15 protein-coding genes are annotated in these 17,174 nt (G+C 41.1%); 6 read left to right on the top strand and 9 right to left on the bottom strand.

Going from position 1 to position 17,174, the window contains the following annotated elements; all coding sequences use genetic code 11:
- The first annotated feature begins 148 nt into the window (after positions 1-148).
- Positions 149-1,237, top strand: coding sequence for a DNA-processing protein DprA (gene dprA / locus BFS30_RS02315; RefSeq protein ID WP_335645352.1), 1,089 nt, complete (start codon positions 149-151; stop codon positions 1,235-1,237).
- A gap of 125 nt (positions 1,238-1,362) precedes the next feature.
- Positions 1,363-2,724 (top strand): pyridoxal-phosphate dependent enzyme, encoded by a 1,362-nt coding sequence (locus BFS30_RS02310; protein WP_069377800.1) that lies wholly within the window; start codon positions 1,363-1,365, stop codon positions 2,722-2,724.
- A 71-nt stretch (positions 2,725-2,795) separates the two neighbouring features.
- On the opposite strand, the gene murA is transcribed toward BFS30_RS02310, so the two are convergent.
- The 5 genes from murA to BFS30_RS02285 form a co-directional block, all read right to left on the bottom strand.
- Complete coding sequence (gene murA, locus BFS30_RS02305) at positions 2,796-4,121, bottom strand: UDP-N-acetylglucosamine 1-carboxyvinyltransferase (protein WP_069377799.1); 1,326 nt, start codon at positions 4,119-4,121, stop codon at positions 2,796-2,798.
- A gap of 38 nt (positions 4,122-4,159) precedes the next feature.
- Complete coding sequence (locus BFS30_RS02300; RefSeq protein WP_069377798.1) at positions 4,160-4,837, bottom strand: DUF4290 domain-containing protein; 678 nt, start codon at positions 4,835-4,837, stop codon at positions 4,160-4,162.
- 182 nt (positions 4,838-5,019) lie between these two features.
- Entirely contained in the window at positions 5,020-7,329 is a 2,310-nt protein-coding gene (locus tag BFS30_RS02295) for an ATP-dependent helicase (protein ID WP_069377797.1), read from the bottom strand.
- Between the two features lie 119 nt (positions 7,330-7,448).
- Positions 7,449-8,954, bottom strand: a complete 1,506-nt coding sequence (locus BFS30_RS02290) for a PH domain-containing protein (RefSeq protein WP_069377796.1) — start codon at positions 8,952-8,954, stop codon at positions 7,449-7,451.
- Position 8,955: 1 nt separating this feature from the next.
- Complete coding sequence (locus BFS30_RS02285; protein WP_069377795.1) at positions 8,956-9,471, bottom strand: PH domain-containing protein; 516 nt, start codon at positions 9,469-9,471, stop codon at positions 8,956-8,958.
- Positions 9,472-9,644: 173 nt separating this feature from the next.
- Between BFS30_RS02285 and BFS30_RS02280 the strand changes: the two genes are divergently transcribed.
- Positions 9,645-11,015 (top strand): dipeptidase, encoded by a 1,371-nt coding sequence (locus BFS30_RS02280; RefSeq protein WP_069377794.1) that lies wholly within the window; start codon positions 9,645-9,647, stop codon positions 11,013-11,015.
- 77 nt (positions 11,016-11,092) lie between these two features.
- Positions 11,093-12,013, top strand: coding sequence for a glycoside hydrolase family 25 protein (locus tag BFS30_RS02275; RefSeq protein ID WP_069377793.1), 921 nt, complete (start codon positions 11,093-11,095; stop codon positions 12,011-12,013).
- On the opposite strand, the gene BFS30_RS02270 is transcribed toward BFS30_RS02275, so the two are convergent.
- The 4 genes from BFS30_RS02270 to BFS30_RS02255 form a co-directional block, all read right to left on the bottom strand.
- Positions 12,010-12,582, bottom strand: a complete 573-nt coding sequence (locus tag BFS30_RS02270) for a pentapeptide repeat-containing protein (protein WP_069377792.1) — start codon at positions 12,580-12,582, stop codon at positions 12,010-12,012. The two genes, BFS30_RS02275 and BFS30_RS02270, sit on opposite strands and share 4 nt — an antisense overlap.
- Positions 12,575-13,048, bottom strand: a complete 474-nt coding sequence (locus tag BFS30_RS02265; RefSeq protein ID WP_069377791.1) for a MarR family winged helix-turn-helix transcriptional regulator — start codon at positions 13,046-13,048, stop codon at positions 12,575-12,577. The genes BFS30_RS02270 and BFS30_RS02265 overlap by 8 nt, the downstream gene beginning before the upstream one ends.
- A gap of 99 nt (positions 13,049-13,147) precedes the next feature.
- Entirely contained in the window at positions 13,148-14,245 is a 1,098-nt protein-coding gene (locus BFS30_RS02260) for a mandelate racemase/muconate lactonizing enzyme family protein (protein ID WP_069377790.1), read from the bottom strand.
- A gap of 10 nt (positions 14,246-14,255) precedes the next feature.
- Complete coding sequence (locus BFS30_RS02255; protein ID WP_069377789.1) at positions 14,256-14,438, bottom strand: hypothetical protein; 183 nt, start codon at positions 14,436-14,438, stop codon at positions 14,256-14,258.
- A gap of 104 nt (positions 14,439-14,542) precedes the next feature.
- Here BFS30_RS02255 and BFS30_RS02250 point away from each other — a divergent pair, with 104 nt between their 5' ends.
- Positions 14,543-16,567, top strand: a complete 2,025-nt coding sequence (locus tag BFS30_RS02250; protein WP_069377788.1) for a thioredoxin domain-containing protein — start codon at positions 14,543-14,545, stop codon at positions 16,565-16,567.
- Entirely contained in the window at positions 16,567-17,067 is a 501-nt protein-coding gene (locus tag BFS30_RS02245) for an FKBP-type peptidyl-prolyl cis-trans isomerase (RefSeq protein ID WP_069377787.1), read from the top strand. The genes BFS30_RS02250 and BFS30_RS02245 overlap by 1 nt, the downstream gene beginning before the upstream one ends.
- Positions 17,068-17,174: the final 107 nt, after the last annotated feature.

The raw sequence follows: 17,174 nt of genomic DNA, 5'->3' as shown, positions 1-17,174 counted from the left end.
AAATTTTGGGCTTCTTCAGCCCAAAAGATTTCAGCCTTTGAGCGGTAATGCTTCTTTTTTCAGCAAGATATTTCTCTCAAATAGTGGTTATTCAAGCGATAAAGCTATAAGTTAGCTAATGAGCTTAATTCACAAAATTGCCCTTACTATGATCAAAAACGTAGGGCATATCACTGCCAAACATCTGCTATCCTATTTTATCACCCCTGAAGCCATCTTTGATGCCAGTAAAAAGGAATTAATGAAGGTCCCGGGAATTGGCATACAAACGGCAAATATGATCCTGGGTAAAGAGTCGATGAAGAAAGCTAAAGCACAATTGGAGTTCATCAGAAAATATCAGGTTCAGGTATTGTTCTTTACAGACGATCGGTATCCGGCCCGGCTAAAGAACTGTGTCGATGCACCTATTGTATTATATTATAGAGGAAATGCTGATTTAAATCATCCACGGATCATCAGTGTGGTGGGAACGCGTAAAGCTACATTGTATGGAAAGATGCTCTGTAAGCAGCTTGCAGAGACACTGGCAGCTTATCAGGTGCTGATCATCAGCGGACTTGCTTATGGAATAGATGTGACTGCCCATCAGGAAAGTCTGCAGAATGGAATTCCTACAGTAGGTGTTTTAGCACATGGTCTGGACCGGATTTACCCACAGGTACATAGTCATATTGCGCGCAAAATGGTATTGAATGGTGGTTTACTCACCGAATTTCCTTCTGATACCAATCCGGATAAGGAAAATTTTCCGAGAAGGAACCGCATCATTGCAGGAATATCGGATGTTACAGTCGTTGTGGAAGCTGCATCTAAAGGAGGGGCACTCATTACTGCTGATATCGCCAATTCCTATAACCGGGATGTTTATGCATTTCCGGGAAGGACTACTGATTTGAGTTCTGAGGGATGTAACTTCCTGATCAAGACCAATAGGGCAGGATTGATCAGCCATGCGAGTGATCTGGCCGATTATCTGGGCTGGGAGGTTTGCCAGGAGAAAGAGCTGGATCCAGGTGCTGAACTTCCTGGTGTAATGACGGTGGAAGAGCAGCGGATTCTTCAGGTTTTGCAATATTCAGCACTTGCTATTGATGAGCTGGCTGTATGTTCGGAGCTTCCAAAAAGTAAGCTCGCCCTGCATTTATTGAACCTGGAAATGAAAGGAATTTTAATTGCTTTGCCCGGAAAAGTGTATCAGCTCAATCAGGATATTTCCTGTTTACCTATAAAATAGATTGCGGAGAAGTCTATAGGACTGGTAGAATAAAATGTTATTTTGTTTAATTTTAAAAAATAAAATTAAATATCGATTTATTATTTATAAATAGAATTCTAAGCCTCAATTTGTATTTTTGTGTCATGTGGTATAATAACATTTTGGAAACCATTGGTAATACGCCACTGGTAAAATTGAATAACATTACGAAAGAAATTCCGGCTACAGTGCTGGCTAAAATTGAGACCACTAACCCTGGTAACTCGATTAAAGATCGTATGGCAGTAAAGATGATTGAAGATGCGGAAAAAAGCGGAAAGCTGAAGCCGGGTGGTACAATTATAGAAGGAACTTCCGGAAATACAGGAATGGGACTTGCTATGGCTGCTATTATTAAAGGATACAAGTGTATTTTCACGACAACTGATAAGCAATCCAAGGAAAAAGTAGATGCGTTGCGTGCCTTTGGTGCTGAAGTTATTGTTTGTCCGACAAACGTAGAACCAGAAGACCCGAGGTCATATTATTCCGTTTCATCGCGTTTAGAACGTGAAGTTCCGAACTCCTGGAAGCCAAATCAGTACGATAACCTTTCCAATTCACAGGCACATTATGAGCAGACGGGTCCTGAAATATGGGCACAAACAGAAGGAAAGATCACCCATTTGGTGGTTGGAGTAGGGACTGGTGGAACGATTTCGGGTACGGGTAAATACCTGAAGGAACAAAATCCGGATATCAAGGTTTGGGGAATCGATACCTATGGTTCTGTGTTTAAAAAATATAAAGAGACCGGGATTCTGGATAAAAATGAGATCTATCCTTATATTACAGAAGGGATCGGGGAAGATTTTCTGCCTCAGAATGTAAATTTTGATATCATCGATTTGTTCGAGAAGGTAACGGATAAGGATGCTGCACTGATGACCCGCGACATTGCCAGAAAAGAAGGAATCTTTGTTGGAAATTCGGCCGGATCAGCAATTGCAGGGTTACTTCAGTTAAAAGATAAATTGAAACCTGAGGATGTGGTGGTGGTGATCTTCCATGATCATGGTAGCCGTTATATGGGGAAAATGTATAATGAAGACTGGTTGAGAGAGCGTGGTTTCCTTACCGATGAGAAATTGACCGCAAGGACAATCCTGGCTAAAAAGGAAACAACAGAGATCATTACGATCGATTGTGAGAAGACGATTCTGGAGGCGATCAACAATATGAACACGTTGAATATCTCACAGATTCCGGTTACTCAAAAGGGGATGGTAGTAGGCAAGGTTGCGGAAAGTGATATCCTTAAGGCCCTGCTGGAAAATCCATCCTTGAAATCTGCGCCTGTTCAGGAAATCATGTCAAGTACGTTCCCATTTGTTGATATGAATACATCAATTGATAAGATTTCTGCGTTGATTAACAAGGAAAATAGTGCAGTATTGGTGGAAGATGAACAAGGTAAAATCGAAATTATTACTCAATATGACATCATCAATGCCATCTCAGGATAGCTGATCCAATATTTTAATCATAAAAAAAAGTCCCGGAATTTCCGGGACTTTTTTTATGCACTTATTATCTATTAATGACTTGGGCTGGATGCTTCCACACGCTTAATCTGGGCACCTAAGGCGCGTAAACGGGTATCAATATCCTGGTAGCCACGTTCAATCTGCTCAATGTTGAAGATGGTTGAGGTTCCTTCAGCGGATAAAGCAGCGATTAACAATGAAACTCCCGCACGGATATCTGGAGAAGTCATGCTGATTCCTCTTAATTTATACTGTTTGTTAATTCCGTTTACTGTGGCTCTGTGTGGATCGCAAAGGATAATCTGTGCACCCATATCGATCAGTTTGTCGACAAAGAACAGGCGGCTTTCAAACATTTTTTGGTGAATTAATACCGATCCTTTAGCCTGAGTCGCTACCACAAGCACGATACTCAATAAATCCGGTGTGAAACCAGGCCATGGTGAATCTGCAATAGTCAGCATAGAACCATCTATAAATGATTCGATTACATAGTGTTTCTGAGAAGGGATAAAGATGTCATCACCTTTTAATTCAAATTTGATTCCCAGCTTTCTGAATACTTCAGGAATAATTCCCAGTTCAGAATAACATACATTTTTAATGGTGATTTCTGATTCCGTCATGGCTGCAAGACCAATAAAAGAACCTATTTCAATCATATCAGGCAACATACGGTGTTCTGTTCCACCTAATTTAGTTACGCCTTCGATGGTCAGCAGGTTAGAGCCTACTCCAGTGATTTTGGCCCCCATACGGTTCAGCATTTTACACAATTGCTGTAGGTAAGGCTCACAGGCTGCATTATAGATGGTGGTTGTTCCCTTTGCCATTACTGCAGTCATCACAATGTTTGCCGTACCTGTTACCGAGGCTTCATCCATTAAAATATAGGCGCCTTTTAAGTTAGTTGCATCTACATTAAAGAATTCTTTTTTCGGATCGTATACGAATTTGGCACCTAACTTTTCGAAACCCAGAAAATGGGTGTCCAGTCTTCTGCGGCCAATTTTATCACCACCCGGTTTAGGGATAGCTGCTTTTCCGAATCGGGCTAAAAGAGGTCCAACGATCATAATGGAGCCCCTTAAACTACCTCCTTTAGATTTAAATACATCAGACTGGAAGAAATCCAGGTTAATGTGTTTTGCTTCAAAAGTATAAGTGTCTTTAGATAAGCGTTCTACTGTTACTCCTAAATCTCCTAAAAGTTCGATCAGTTTATTTACATCTTTAATATCAGGGATATTACTGATGGTCACTTTCTGGTCGGTTAATAAAACTGCTGAGATAATTTGCAGGGCTTCATTTTTTGCTCCCTGAGGCTGGATTTCACCTTTTAACTTTTTTCCACCAATTATTTCGAATGCGTTCATGTTGTAATAAGCTTGTATAGTATTAAAATTGGTAAAATCTAGTGTCTTTGTTTGGAGTTGTTGTTGCGTTGAGTACGGTTGTTGCTGTTATTTTGTCTGCCTTTACCGTTATTATTGTTCCTTCCGCGGTTATTATTGTTGTTTGCAGGTCTGGCAGCTACCGGTTTGAATTCAACTTTATTCAAATTGATATTGTCGTCCAATTGTAGTTGTCCGCCTGATAATTCGCGTAAATTCTTTAAGATGGTCTCATCTGCTACACTGTCTTTGTTCCAGGTTACATAGGCCATTTTCATGAAATTGGCTATTCCCTGGACCATTGCGGCTCTGCGTTCCGGTTCTTCTACTGCCTTCGCTTTCTCGATCATGGTCTCCACCGTTTTGCCATAATGCTTATAGGTGATTTTTTGCTGAGGATAACCGATGTGTTGTGGTTTTACCAGGGCATCTTCCGGGGTAGGCCTTGGATATGGGCTGTCTACATCAATCTTATAACCCGAAATGATGTGTAAGTGATCCCATAGTTTGTGCTTAAAATCAGCGACATCACGTAAGTGTGGATTCAAAAATCCCATCAGATCTATCACTGCCTGAGCATATTTATTGCGTTCTTCAAGGTCGGGTAACTCAATAATGTACTTCACCATGTTCTGTACATTACGGCCATATTCGGCAAGGATTAACTCGTTTCTTGTGGTATTATAATCGAAATTCATCTGTATAATTATACTTTTTATTTTAATATTCGACCATTTCTTTATTTCAGGCCGGCCCTTTTGGGCATATTGAATCTTATTGAGTAAGCTATTTTCTGCTAAAGGTTTGTCGTATCAGGAGATAACGAAATAAAACCAGATTATGTATGTGAAAACTCATGCAGATTCTGTAAAGATATATTTTATTTAACAATTCGCAATTTAGCAAATTTTAATAATAACTGCTTATTACCCAGACCCTGAAAAAATACCGTTGCTTTTACATCCGGAAGTATACCCTCCAGGCTCACAATTTTACCAAATCCAAATTTTTCATGCTCTACTTCCATTCCATTCTGGAATAAATTTGCTGCATCAGGAGCAAAGCCCGGTGTAGGAACATGCGCTTTTGGCAGCATGGACGTTGTTTTTGGTCTCGGTGCTGTAGAAGTACTGCTGGTGGTGGATGATGATGCCGGTTTCGGCTTACTGAAAGTATCTCTTTGTTGTGTCCAGCTTCTTCTTTCTGAAGAGAAACTGTCTTCGTTTAAGGTGCTTTTAGCAGGTTTCGCCACTTCAATTTCCAGGTAACGGGCATTGATCTCATCGATAAAACGACTCGGTTCGCAATTCGTGAGTGTACCCCATCTGTATCTGGAAGTTGCATAAGTAAGCGTCAGTTTCTTTTCTGCACGCGTTACGGCCACATAAAACAGTCTGCGCTCTTCTTCCAGGTCCGTTCTGGAGTTCAGCGACATTTGTGAAGGGAAGAGGTTTTCTTCCAGGCCTACAACAAATACGTTCTTGAATTCCAGTCCTTTAGAAGAGTGAATCGTCATTAAGGAAACGGTGTCTTTATTTTTGTCTTCGGTCTTATCATCATTGGTCAGCAAGGCGATGTCCTGCATGAATACCGCAAGACTCCGGTCTTCGATGTCTTCACGTTCACCGAATTCCTTGATACCATTTAATAATTCCTGTATATTTTCATGTCTTCCCCGACCTTCATCGGTAGTATCTGAATGTAATTCTTTTAAAATTCCTGAATGTTGGGCAATGTATAAAGCCGTTTCATAGGCATCTAGTTTTTTTGCTTCAGCTGCAAAACTCTGAATCATCACAGCAAAATCATTCAGCTGATTGGCAATCCTCCCGGCGATATACTGCTGAGGGTCACAGATTACCTGCCACATGGTGATGTCATGTTGATCTGCAGCAACCAGGATCTTTTCTACTGTAGTATCTCCAAGCCCTCTTTTAGGGTAATTAATTACTCTTTTTATAGCTTCCTCATCTGCAGGATTGAAGGTTAACCGGAAATAAGCTATTAAATCCTTGATCTCTTTACGTTGATAGAAAGAGAGGCCCCCATAAATTTTGTAAGGTACGTTTAACTTCCTTAAAGCTTCCTCCATTGCCCTTGACTGGGCATTGGTGCGATACAAAATGGCAAAATCATTGTAGTTATATCCTTTGGAACTGCGTTCCTGAACGATGGCTTCAGCTACGATTTTACCTTCTTCATTATCTGTGAAAGCGCGTTGTACCTTAATGCGGTCGCCGGACTCATTGTCGGAGAACACATTCTTTTCCAACTGATTTTTATTGTTGGCGATAATGCTGTTGGCAACTTCTACAATATTCTGGGTAGAGCGGTAGTTCTGCTCTAATTTATAAACTTTTAAGTCCGGATAATCACGTTCGAAATTCAGGATGTTCTGAATGTTTGCCCCCCTGAAGGCGTAAATACTTTGTGCATCATCACCTACTACACAGATATTCTGATAGGCAGCAGCCAGTTTCTTTACTATGGTATATTGTGAAAAGTTGGTATCCTGATACTCATCTACCATCAGGTATTTGAATTTCTGCTGGTATTTGTTCAATACATCAGGATGATTTTTTAACAATACATTTGTTTTGAACAGCAAATCGTCAAAATCCATTGCTCCGGCTTTGAAGCAGCGTTTGGTGTAAGTTTCATAAATTACCCCGATTAACGGCCGTTTATTGCTGACATCCTCTGCCTGAATTTCGGCATTCTCTAGGTATTCTGTATGAGAAACCAGATTGTTTTTCGCAGAAGAAATCCTGTTGTAAACAAAATTGGCATTATAAAGCTTGTCGTCCAGCTGCATCTCTCTCAGGATCGCCCTGATCAGGCTTTTACTATCGTCAGTATCGTAAATGGTGAAGTTAGAAGGGTAACCGATTTTTTCGGCTTCGACCCTTAAGATCTTGGCAAATACGGAGTGAAAAGTACCCATCCAGATGTTCTTGGCTTCAGCGCCAATCACTTTCGAGATACGCTCACGCATATCTTTTGAGGCCTTGTTGGTAAAGGTAAGTACCAGGATGTTAAAGGCATCAACCCCTTTTTCTATCAGGTGAGCTACTCTATAAGTAATTACACGTGTTTTTCCGGAGCCGGCACCTGCGACAATCATTGCCGGTCCCTGGGTATTTTCTACTGCTGCGCGTTGTTGGGGGTTTAATCCTGCTAAATAATCCAAAATGCTATCCTGTTCTGCTTTTTAAAGGTATTGTTTAAACCATGTAGCTGACCTCATTGTACCAGAGTAAATGAAACTACATGCCGACAAAAATAAGAAAACTATGTCTTTTATTGGAGTTACATCCAATCTTTTTTCCCCGATTCTATATTATACAAGCAATAGTTCACCATAAGCTGGATATCGGCATAGTTACCGTATTTAAAATGAATGGTACCCGCAGCGGTATGGAGGATCAGATGCCCGATACCGGCCTTTTTATGCCAGAAGTACTGCCTGGTCGTGATACTTTGGATTTTATGTGGCTCCAGGATTTGGTGTTCGATATCCCAGATGCCACTTTTCTTGATGATAAATCCTTCAGAAAGGTATAAACGATGATGGCGAAACTCAAAATAAAGCAGGATAACTACCAAAATAACATAGGGGATAATCCACCAAAAATAAGGGCGGAGATAGGATAGGACCCCGCTGAACAGTAGAAAGAGTGCTACCGGAAAAACTACCCGTAACATGATCGTGAGAAAGAGGAAACGGTAATTAGGAATAAAAACAGCCTCTTTTTGAGGGATCTTGTCAAAAATCATTTGTAGCACTTCATCCCGCTCGGTTTCATCACATCCGGGAATTTCAATGTCATGCTTCTTGTTGTCTTCATCATCCTCGTCTGCAGAACCAAAGGAAGCCTGCTTGAACTTCATATTCAGCAGATTCAGTTTTTTTTGAAAATAATTCTGACTATAACTGCTGATCTGTACCCTTGTCGGTTTTAGTAAGGTATGTTTCTTTTCAAAAAGTCCCGAAGTAATGGCCAGTACTGTTCCCTTTCTAATGACTTCAAAGTCGAAATATTTAATAAAGTTGCGGACGATATTCGTTCCCAGAACAATCAATAATGCAAGGAAAATGAGCACACAGACCGAAATCAGGTTTAATCCTTTGGCAGAGAGCTCCCGGATGGGGTTTTCTTCCAGTTGAAAGGCCTCTGTATAGTTTTTGAGCGCCTCCATGATGGCGAAAATAAAACCGGTGAGCAGGGCAATACTAGCACCGTAATTGGAAGTTAAACCCACTTTAAATAGTGTTGGTGTACTTAATTTTAGTAAAGGGGCAGATTTTGCGCCAGGTTCCGGTGCGGGCTGATCTGTTGTGGTGCCGGCAATTTCCCTGTTCAAAAGCCTTTCTCTTAACAGGGTTGCCGTTGGGTGATCGATAGCTTTGATGCTCGCTTCTTTCTTATCGCTCCCTGCAGTATCAATATCAAGGCTGTAAACGCCAATGACCCTTTGAACCAACGATTGATTGATGTTTACCTGTTGGATTTTATCCAGTCTGATGCTGAGGTGTTCTCTGTTCAATATTCCCTTTTGGATTACAAATTCCTGTTTTTCTTCATCAAGAAAAAAGGTGAACCTGAGGTAGCTGAGATAGGAATAGATACCGATAAGGAATACGAAAAAAAGAAAACCGGCAATCAGGTACCAATGGTTCATTCCCTGACTGCGTACAAGAAGGAGGATGATTGGAAAGATCAGCACCCTGATGCTGCGCTGAAGATGATTGGCAAACATAACCGCCACACCTGCGGCAGACTGTCTTTTAGGTTCAGAAAAATCGGTCCCCATCTTAATCAGTTTTGCCCAGCTGCCTGGTCAGTTCTTCTTTAACGGTCCTGGCCAGCCCGATGTCCAGTCCTGGAATAGTGATGCTTCCGGAAGCTCCACCGGCAGTAAACACATGTAAAGAGCCCAATTGAAACATCCTGGAAAAAATCCCCTCATTTAAGGTGATGTGTTGTATTCTTGTAAAGGGAATAATGGAGGTAGATATAGAAATGATTCCACTTTTATAAATCAGGTCCTTTTCTCTGATGGCATAACCCGTTCTTTTAATTCTGGCCTGATAAAGCAGGATCAGGAGGATGCCGAATAACAGATAGGTTCCAATAAATATATAGATATAAGGTCTGAGTTCTTCCGCAAAAAACAACAAAAGGGCTATTCCGGCTGCCAGGATGAGCAGAAAAATACTTGTATTTAATAACACTACTTTCCAATATTTCCTGCTCAGGACGTTTAAGGTCACTTGCTCGTACTTTGGAAGTGCGTCTATGTCTAATGTTTCATTGGTAAAATCCTGCATTTCGTTTCGCTATGATGACGTTCGAAACGAAGTTAAGGATTTATTTTTTCAGACCAGCCTGCGAAGTGCCCTGGAATGAGGTGGGATGCTATGATTTACGGTTTGCCGCTTAATGATGACATCGTTACCTCCGTTTATCTTTTACCTTGTATATTTGTCCAAAATCATTTGTTATGCAAGAGATCAAAAAATATGTAGAAGAAAACAAACAACGTTTTTTAGATGAGTTGTTTGAACTATTACGCTTCCCATCGGTAAGTGCAGACCCTAAATATAAAGGAGATGTCCTTAAAACAGCCGATTTTGTTGCCCAGAAACTGAAGGACGCAGGTGCCGATAAAGTAGAGATTTGTGAAACCGCCGGTTATCCGATTGTATATGGTGAAAAGATCATTGATGAAAAGTTACCTACGGTTTTAATTTACGGACATTATGATGTGCAGCCCGCGGATCCGCTGGAGCTTTGGAAAACCCCTCCATTTGAGCCTACAGTACGTGATGGTAAAATCTATGCCCGTGGAGCCTGTGATGATAAAGGTCAGTTTTACATGCATGTAAAAGCTTTTGAGCTGATGATGAAAACCAATACCCTTTCTTGTAACGTTAAGTTTATGATTGAGGGAGAGGAAGAAGTTGGTTCGGCAAACCTTGGCCTGTTTGTGGAAGCAAATACCGAGCGTTTGAAAGCAGATGTGGTATTGATTTCTGATACTTCTATGATCAGTATGGAAAATCCTTCCATTGAAACCGGATTACGTGGTCTTGCCTATATGGAAGTGGAAGTGGTGGGCCCGAACCGCGATTTACACTCGGGTGTATACGGTGGTGCGGTGGCAAATCCTGCAACGATCTTATGTAAAATGATTGCTTCGCTACACGATGAAAACAACCACATTACCATTCCTGCCTTTTATGATAAAGTAGTGGAGTTGTCTGATGAGGAAAGAAAAGCATTAAACTCAGCGCCATTTGACCTGACTGAATATAAAGAAGACCTGGATATCAATGCAGAGTGGGGAGAGAAAGGATTCTCTACTTTGGAGCGTACCGGAACCAGGCCTACTTTGGAGGTAAATGGCATCTGGAGTGGTTATATCGGTGAAGGAGCTAAAACTGTATTGCCTTCAAAAGCAAATGCTAAAATCTCTATGCGCCTGGTACCTAATCAGACTTCTGAGGAGATCTCTGAAATTTTCACTAAACACTTTGAAAGCATTGCCCCTGACTATGTAAAGGTAAAGGTTACCGCGCATCATGGTGGTGAGCCGGTAGTTACGCCAACTGATAGTGTTGCTTATCGTGCTGCAGAACAAGCTATTCTGGACTCATTTGGCAAAAAGCCTATCCCTACAAGAGGGGGTGGAAGTATTCCGATTGTTGCCTTGTTTGAAAGCGCTTTAGGTATTAAGTCGGTATTATTTGGCTTTGGTTTGGATAGCGATGCACTACATTCGCCAAATGAGAAATACGATATCTTCAATTACTATAAAGGGATTGAAACTTTACCTTTATTTCATAAATATTTTGCGGAATTAAGTAAGTAAATTCCTGATTTTAAAAGGAATAAGTTTTATTCAAAAAAGGACAGCCCAAATCGGCTGTCCTTTTGTATTTTTACGGCATGCCATTAGTCCCCCCTAAACCTCCGACACCCAGGAAAACAACCAGAACTGCGAAGCCTGCTGTTCCCGGCAGAAAACCTGCGACAAAAAGAAAGGTGACGAAGAAAAAAAAGCCAATGGCAATAGAATGGAAGTTTGCTATTGTGGGGCTTTTTCTCATCCTCCTTTCTCCTTTTTATTATGGCTACGTGATCAAGGGTTTTACTTCTACCTGGCGTTGGATGAAAGATTGGGGACAGGATCCCAACTACAGAACCTATAATAGCTTTGACATCCGGATTCCTAAAAAGTACAGCGTTCATGGAATAGATGTCTCTTATTACCAGGGGAAAATTGACTGGAAGAAGGTGAAAGCAATGAAAGAGGATGAGGTACAGGTGAAATTTGCCTTTATTAAAGCTACCGAAGGAATACTCAGTGTAGACCCGTATTTCCAGCGTAACTGGCGTGAAGCGGCTAAAGCAGGGGTTATCTGTGGAGCCTATCATTTTTTCAGGCCCCAGAAATCGGGAGAGTGGCAGGCGAAGTTTTTTCTTCAAACGGTGAAGTTTGAAGAGGGGGATTTACCTCCGGTAGTAGATATTGAGCAGTTGAATGGGGTTGCACCTGCCAGCATGCGTAAAGAGCTCCAGGAATTTATCAGCTATGTGGAAAAGAGAACAAAGGTAAAACCGATTATTTATTCCGGTCTTACCTTTTATAAAGATTACCTGAAAGGGCATTTTGACGAATATCCTTTATGGATTGCACATTACCATCAGGCAAAACTTAAAGTAGGAAGTGATACCAATTGGTCGTTCTGGCAACATTCTGATAAAGCCCGTATAACCGGAATCAATCATGTGGTCGATTTTAATGCTTTTAATGGGGATAGCACTGCTTTTGAGCGGCTAAGGATCCCGAAAATTCTCAGCTATTAATCTATAAGCAGCTGATGTCTGATCAGTAAGCCCTCCAATCCGGAGCTGGAGAACCTTGCTTTTTTCATGAGGTTGCTTTCCGGGTCGATGTTAAAATTATAGGCTGTTCTGAAATCTACGGATTCGAGGTTACTTCGTTCAAAAACAGTTCTTTCCAGGTCACAGCGGTGAAAGGCGGAACCTTTAAGATCAGTTTCTGAAAAGTTGGCTTCCTTAATGCTGCATTCTTCAAATTCGGTTTTCTTTAATTTTAGCCTGGAAAAATTGGCGAAATGTAACATGCAGTTTTTAAAGCTCATTGACAGAATGAAGGCGTTGATATTGCTGAAGTCTACGCCCATTAGTTTGCAACCGATGAAATGTACTTCATTGAGTTTGGTTTTATCAAGCTTAACCATGCTTAAATTACAGGTGTCAAAGGTGCAATCCGTAAACTCATTGCCAGACAGAATGCTGTTGGAGAAATCACAGTTTTTAAAAATACAATCCTGAAACTCTCTGTCGCTCAGTTTTTGTGCTGAATAATCTATTTTATCAAAGGTTTTTTGCAAGTGGACTACTTTAGCCATGTGTTCCTCCCATGTTATGGCAATGGTTTAATTGTTCATGAAAATGGATCATTTTTTCCATCGTATCTGTCATCATCTCCAATTGCTTCTTTCCAATTAGTTTTACATATTTTTTGGTGAGCAATTCCGATTGCTCGGTAACCTGAAGATAAAATGATCTTCCTGCCTCCGTTAGTTCAAGCAGATTTGAACGGGCATCTGTGGCATTTTTTTCTACTTTAATCAAGCCCGTTTGTTCCAGTTCTTTCATAATCTTTCCAGCTGCCTGCCGACTCACTTTCAGATTTGCAGCAATGGAGCTACTGGACTTCCCTTCCAGACCTACAGCCATAAAAAAAGGCATAAATGCCATGTTGAAATGCGGCTGTTGGAGATTGCATATATTTTTATCACCCCAGTCGTCAGTGAGCTTTTTGAGAATGTATAGCTGTTTAAAGATAACAGCTTGTTTGTGGTGGTCTTTCATTGGGAAGTTGTATAGTAAACTTAGTTTACTAAACTAATGAGTTTGAATTAGAATAACAAGGGCTGTTGAAAATGTTTAAGTTAACATTTTAGAAACGGTTTAAATGATCCACTGTTCGCAATTTTTCAAAAAAGCAGGAGTAGCGTCAGCACCTATTCCGGAAGTTTCAGGAACATCCAGGAAATATCCGTTATAGGTTAGTCCGCCAATTACCGGATCTGCCAGATGTCCAAGTAAACAGGTATCCAGGTCAAAGAATACCACATTCGGACTGGATAAAGCGAAATGAAGGTTGGCGGTTAATGCGATCCTACTCTCCAGCATACTGCCGATCATGCATTTTGTACCTGTCTGCAGGGCAATTTCATGAATTTTCTGAGCTTCAAGAATACCTCCGGATTTTGAAAATTTAATATTCAGGTATTCGCACGACTGGCTGTTGATGAGTTTACGGGCATCATGATGGTGGTAACAGCTTTCATCGGCCATAATTTTGATCGGAGAGTTGGCCTTCAATTCCGGAAGCCTGTCGTCAAACCAGGTCCGCATTGGCTGTTCACAGAATTCAATATTAAATTGAGCCAATGCGCCTAGCGCATATAACGCGTCATCAAAATTCCAGCCTTGATTGGCATCCAGACGGATGATCATATCCTGACCAACTGCCTGACGGATTTTTGCAACCCGGTCAATATCCTCCGTCACCTTTTTTCCAAGTTTGATCTTCAGGATGCGACAACCTTGTTTTTGATATCTTAAGGCTGAAAGAGCCATGTTTTCAGGACTGTCGATGCCGATGGTCATGTCGGTTTCAATGGTTCTTTTCTGACCACCGAGAAAGCGATATAAAGGAAGGTCAGCATGTTTGGCTGCAATATCAAATAAAGCCATGTCAAAAGCACTTTTGATGGTACTGTTGTGTGCTGCGTAGCCCAGCAGGTCATTCATGCGCTCAGGAATATCAAGAGGATCTTTGCCGATGAGGATCTGTGCGAAATCTTTGGCCATAGCCAGGCATGTTTCCTGTGTTTCTCCCACAATCATCGGGAATGCAGAACATTCCCCGACGCCATGAATTCCTGCGTCAGTATGAATTCTGATCAGTACATTCTGTGCAAAATGCATGGTGCCAGTGGCGATCACAAAAGGCTCCATAGGGATGCTGAAGCGGTAGATTTCGGTATGGGTGATCTTCATAATGGTGGGATTACTTTTTAATGGTAATTGTCCTCCCGGTAACGAGGTGGAAGGTGTAAATTTTATACAAGCCATCATCAGAAGTCTCCACTTCCTCAACAAGACCTGTTTTGCTGAATGTATCAGTCACCAAATCGCCTTTCTTAACCTCTTGCAATACCTCTGAAGGCGTGTCTTTATTTAACCTGATCATGCGTTGTATCTAAATTATCTTTAAAGATATCACCATCAATCGTGTTTTCTGTCATTTTATGGAATAAAAAATACCGAAGAATTTTATCTTTTTAACTTTATAGGATGAATATGGAACCTAACAACCTGATTAAGGCCTCTTCTCCTTATCTGCTACAACACGCTCATAATCCTGTAAACTGGTATGAATGGGGGCAGGAAGCCCTGGAAAAAGCAAAACGGGAAAACAAGCTGATTTTGGTGAGTATCGGGTATTCTGCCTGTCATTGGTGTCATGTTATGGAGCGGGAAAGTTTTGAAAACCATGAAGTCGCTGAAGTGATGAACAGACATTTTATCTGTATTAAAGTGGATAGGGAAGAACGTCCGGATATTGATCAGATCTATATGCTGGCGATTCAATTAATGACTGGAAGTGGGGGCTGGCCACTCAATTGTTTGTGTTTACCGGACCAGCGCCCCATATATGGAGGGACTTATTTCAAAAAGGAAGACTGGATAAATATTCTGGAAAATGTTGCTGAACTCTGGCAAAATGAGCCAGATAAAGCAAAACAATATGCGGATCGTTTAACCGACGGCATCAGGAATGCAGAGCGAATTATTCCAAATGTAAAACGGGAAGAATATGCCCTTGAGCATCTCTCTGAGATTATTACGCCCTGGAAGCAGTATTTTGACTGGTCTGAAGGTGGCTATAACCGGGCACCAAAATTTCCTATGCCCAATAACTGGCAGTTTATGCTTCGCTATAGTTTGCTGACAGGAGACGAGGAAACCCGTACTTCTGCACTTTTAACTCTGGAAAAGATGGCCTTGGGAGGGATTTACGATCAGATAGGGGGAGGTTTTGCACGTTATTCCGTAGACGGAAACTGGCATGTGCCGCATTTCGAGAAGATGTTGTACGACAATGGACAACTGATCAGCTTGTATGCAGAGGCGTATCAATATAGTCGTATGCCCTTATTTAAAGAAGTTGTTGAGGAAAGTATTGGCTGGCTGGACCGGGAGATGACTTCGGAGGAGGGCTTATTTTATTCTGCATTGGATGCCGATAGCGAAGGAGTGGAGGGGAAATTTTATGTATGGGACGAAACTGAATTTGAAAAAATCACTGGAGAACACCATGCCTTGATGACTGCTTATTATCAGCTTTCTGAAGAAGGAAACTGGGAGGAGGAGCAAACGAATATCTTGTTGAGACAACAGACCGATGAAAAATTTGCTGCAGAAAAAGAACTTAGTCTGGATGAATTGAAGCAACAGCTCAAATCTGTTAAAGCAAAACTTCTGGCGCAAAGAAACCAGCGGGTGCGACCAGGTTTGGATGATAAATGCCTCACTGCCTGGAATGCCATGGCGATTAAAGGGCTGGCAGAAAGTTCAGGAATCTTTGACGATACCGCGTATTACCTGATGGCAAAAAGAGCTGCCGATTTTATCCTCAGCGGATTAAGAACTCCTGATGGTGGCTTGTATCGGAATTTTAAAAATGGAAAAGCAACAATTTCAGGCTTTCTTGATGATTATGCGTTTTTCATTGAAGCCCTGATTGCTTTGTATCAGGCTGATTTTGATGAAAGATGGTTAATTGAAGCTAAAGCGCTCACAGAACAGGTGTTTCGGGATTTTGCTGATCCGGAAAGTCCGATGTTTTTCTACACGCCATCGGGAGGAGAAACATTGATTGCCCGTAAACATGAAATCATGGACAATGTTATTCCTGCCTCGAATTCTGTTATGGCACAAAACCTACATACTTTAGGATTGCTTTTTGACGAAGAACGGTATATCAATCAGGCTGCTGCAATGCTTGCTGCGGTGCAGCCACAGATTAAAACGTATGGTTCAGCTTACTCAAACTGGGCTATTCAGCTGTTGAACGAAGTCTTCGGCCTGAATGAGATTGCTATTACCGGAAAAAGTACAGCAGCGTTGAAAAAGGAAATTAATGACCATTATATTCCCAATAAAATTATCCTGTCAGGAACAAATTCAACACTTCCTTTGTTAAAAGATAAGGAAAGCATTGAAACAAAAATCTATATTTGCCGAAATAAAGTATGCCAGTTGCCAGTAGCTACTGTTGATGAAGCATTAAAATTGATAACTAAAATAACATCATAATGAGTATTAAACCCAATACAGTAGTATCATTAACGTACGAATTGCATACGACTAATGAAGAAGGACAACAAGTTTTTGTAGAGAAAGCAGATGAGCAAAATGCACTTGTTTTTCTATATGGTACAGGAATGATGTTGCCAAAATTTGAAGAACATTTGGCAGGATTAAATGTTGGTGATGAGTATGGCTTTGAGCTTACTGCAGCTGATGGTTACGGAGAATTAGATCCGGGAGCTTTCGCTGATTTGCCAATCGATATGTTTAAGGAAGCCGGATTACCTGCTGTAGGTGATGTTATTCCTTTGCAGGACAACCAGGGCAACCATTTCAGAGCTGGTGTAACTGCCATTCATGAGACTGCTGTATCAGTAGATTTAAACCATCCTATGGCTGGAAAAAACCTGATTTTTGCAGGTAAAATCCTTACTGTTCGTGAAGCAACTCAGGAAGAATTAAGTCATGGTCATGCACATGGTGCTGACGGACACGAAGGTCACTAAGAGATCTTAATCATAATTGGAAAGGTATCCTGATTCAGGATACCTTTTTTTGTTGCATATTTTTTGCATTTTTTCTTCCGCTTCTGTGCCGTTTTTTGTTCTGTAGA

This window comes from Pedobacter steynii (assembly GCF_001721645.1).
Classification (GTDB): Bacteria; Bacteroidota; Bacteroidia; order Sphingobacteriales; family Sphingobacteriaceae; genus Pedobacter; species Pedobacter steynii_A.
This window is presented reverse-complemented; position numbering and strand designations above follow the sequence as displayed.

What these genes read in the sequence shown, in the direction of transcription:
- dprA (WP_335645352.1), top strand. Translation starts at nt 149, where the DNA reads ATGATCAAAAACGTAGGGCATATCACTGCCAAACATCTGCTATCCTAT.
- BFS30_RS02310 (WP_069377800.1), top strand. Translation starts at nt 1,363, where the DNA reads ATGTGGTATAATAACATTTTGGAAACCATTGGTAATACGCCACTGGTA.
- murA (WP_069377799.1), bottom strand. Translation starts at nt 4,121, where the DNA reads ATGAACGCATTCGAAATAATTGGTGGAAAAAAGTTAAAAGGTGAAATC.
- BFS30_RS02300 (WP_069377798.1), bottom strand. Translation starts at nt 4,837, where the DNA reads ATGAATTTCGATTATAATACCACAAGAAACGAGTTAATCCTTGCCGAA.
- BFS30_RS02290 (WP_069377796.1), bottom strand. Translation starts at nt 8,954, where the DNA reads ATGGGGACCGATTTTTCTGAACCTAAAAGACAGTCTGCCGCAGGTGTG.
- BFS30_RS02285 (WP_069377795.1), bottom strand. Translation starts at nt 9,471, where the DNA reads ATGCAGGATTTTACCAATGAAACATTAGACATAGACGCACTTCCAAAG.
- BFS30_RS02280 (WP_069377794.1), top strand. Translation starts at nt 9,645, where the DNA reads ATGCAAGAGATCAAAAAATATGTAGAAGAAAACAAACAACGTTTTTTA.
- BFS30_RS02275 (WP_069377793.1), top strand. Translation starts at nt 11,093, where the DNA reads ATGCCATTAGTCCCCCCTAAACCTCCGACACCCAGGAAAACAACCAGA.
- BFS30_RS02270 (WP_069377792.1), bottom strand. Translation starts at nt 12,582, where the DNA reads ATGGCTAAAGTAGTCCACTTGCAAAAAACCTTTGATAAAATAGATTAT.
- BFS30_RS02265 (WP_069377791.1), bottom strand. Translation starts at nt 13,048, where the DNA reads ATGAAAGACCACCACAAACAAGCTGTTATCTTTAAACAGCTATACATT.
- BFS30_RS02260 (WP_069377790.1), bottom strand. Translation starts at nt 14,245, where the DNA reads ATGAAGATCACCCATACCGAAATCTACCGCTTCAGCATCCCTATGGAG.
- BFS30_RS02255 (WP_069377789.1), bottom strand. Translation starts at nt 14,438, where the DNA reads ATGATCAGGTTAAATAAAGACACGCCTTCAGAGGTATTGCAAGAGGTT.
- BFS30_RS02250 (WP_069377788.1), top strand. Translation starts at nt 14,543, where the DNA reads ATGAATATGGAACCTAACAACCTGATTAAGGCCTCTTCTCCTTATCTG.
- BFS30_RS02245 (WP_069377787.1), top strand. Translation starts at nt 16,567, where the DNA reads ATGAGTATTAAACCCAATACAGTAGTATCATTAACGTACGAATTGCAT.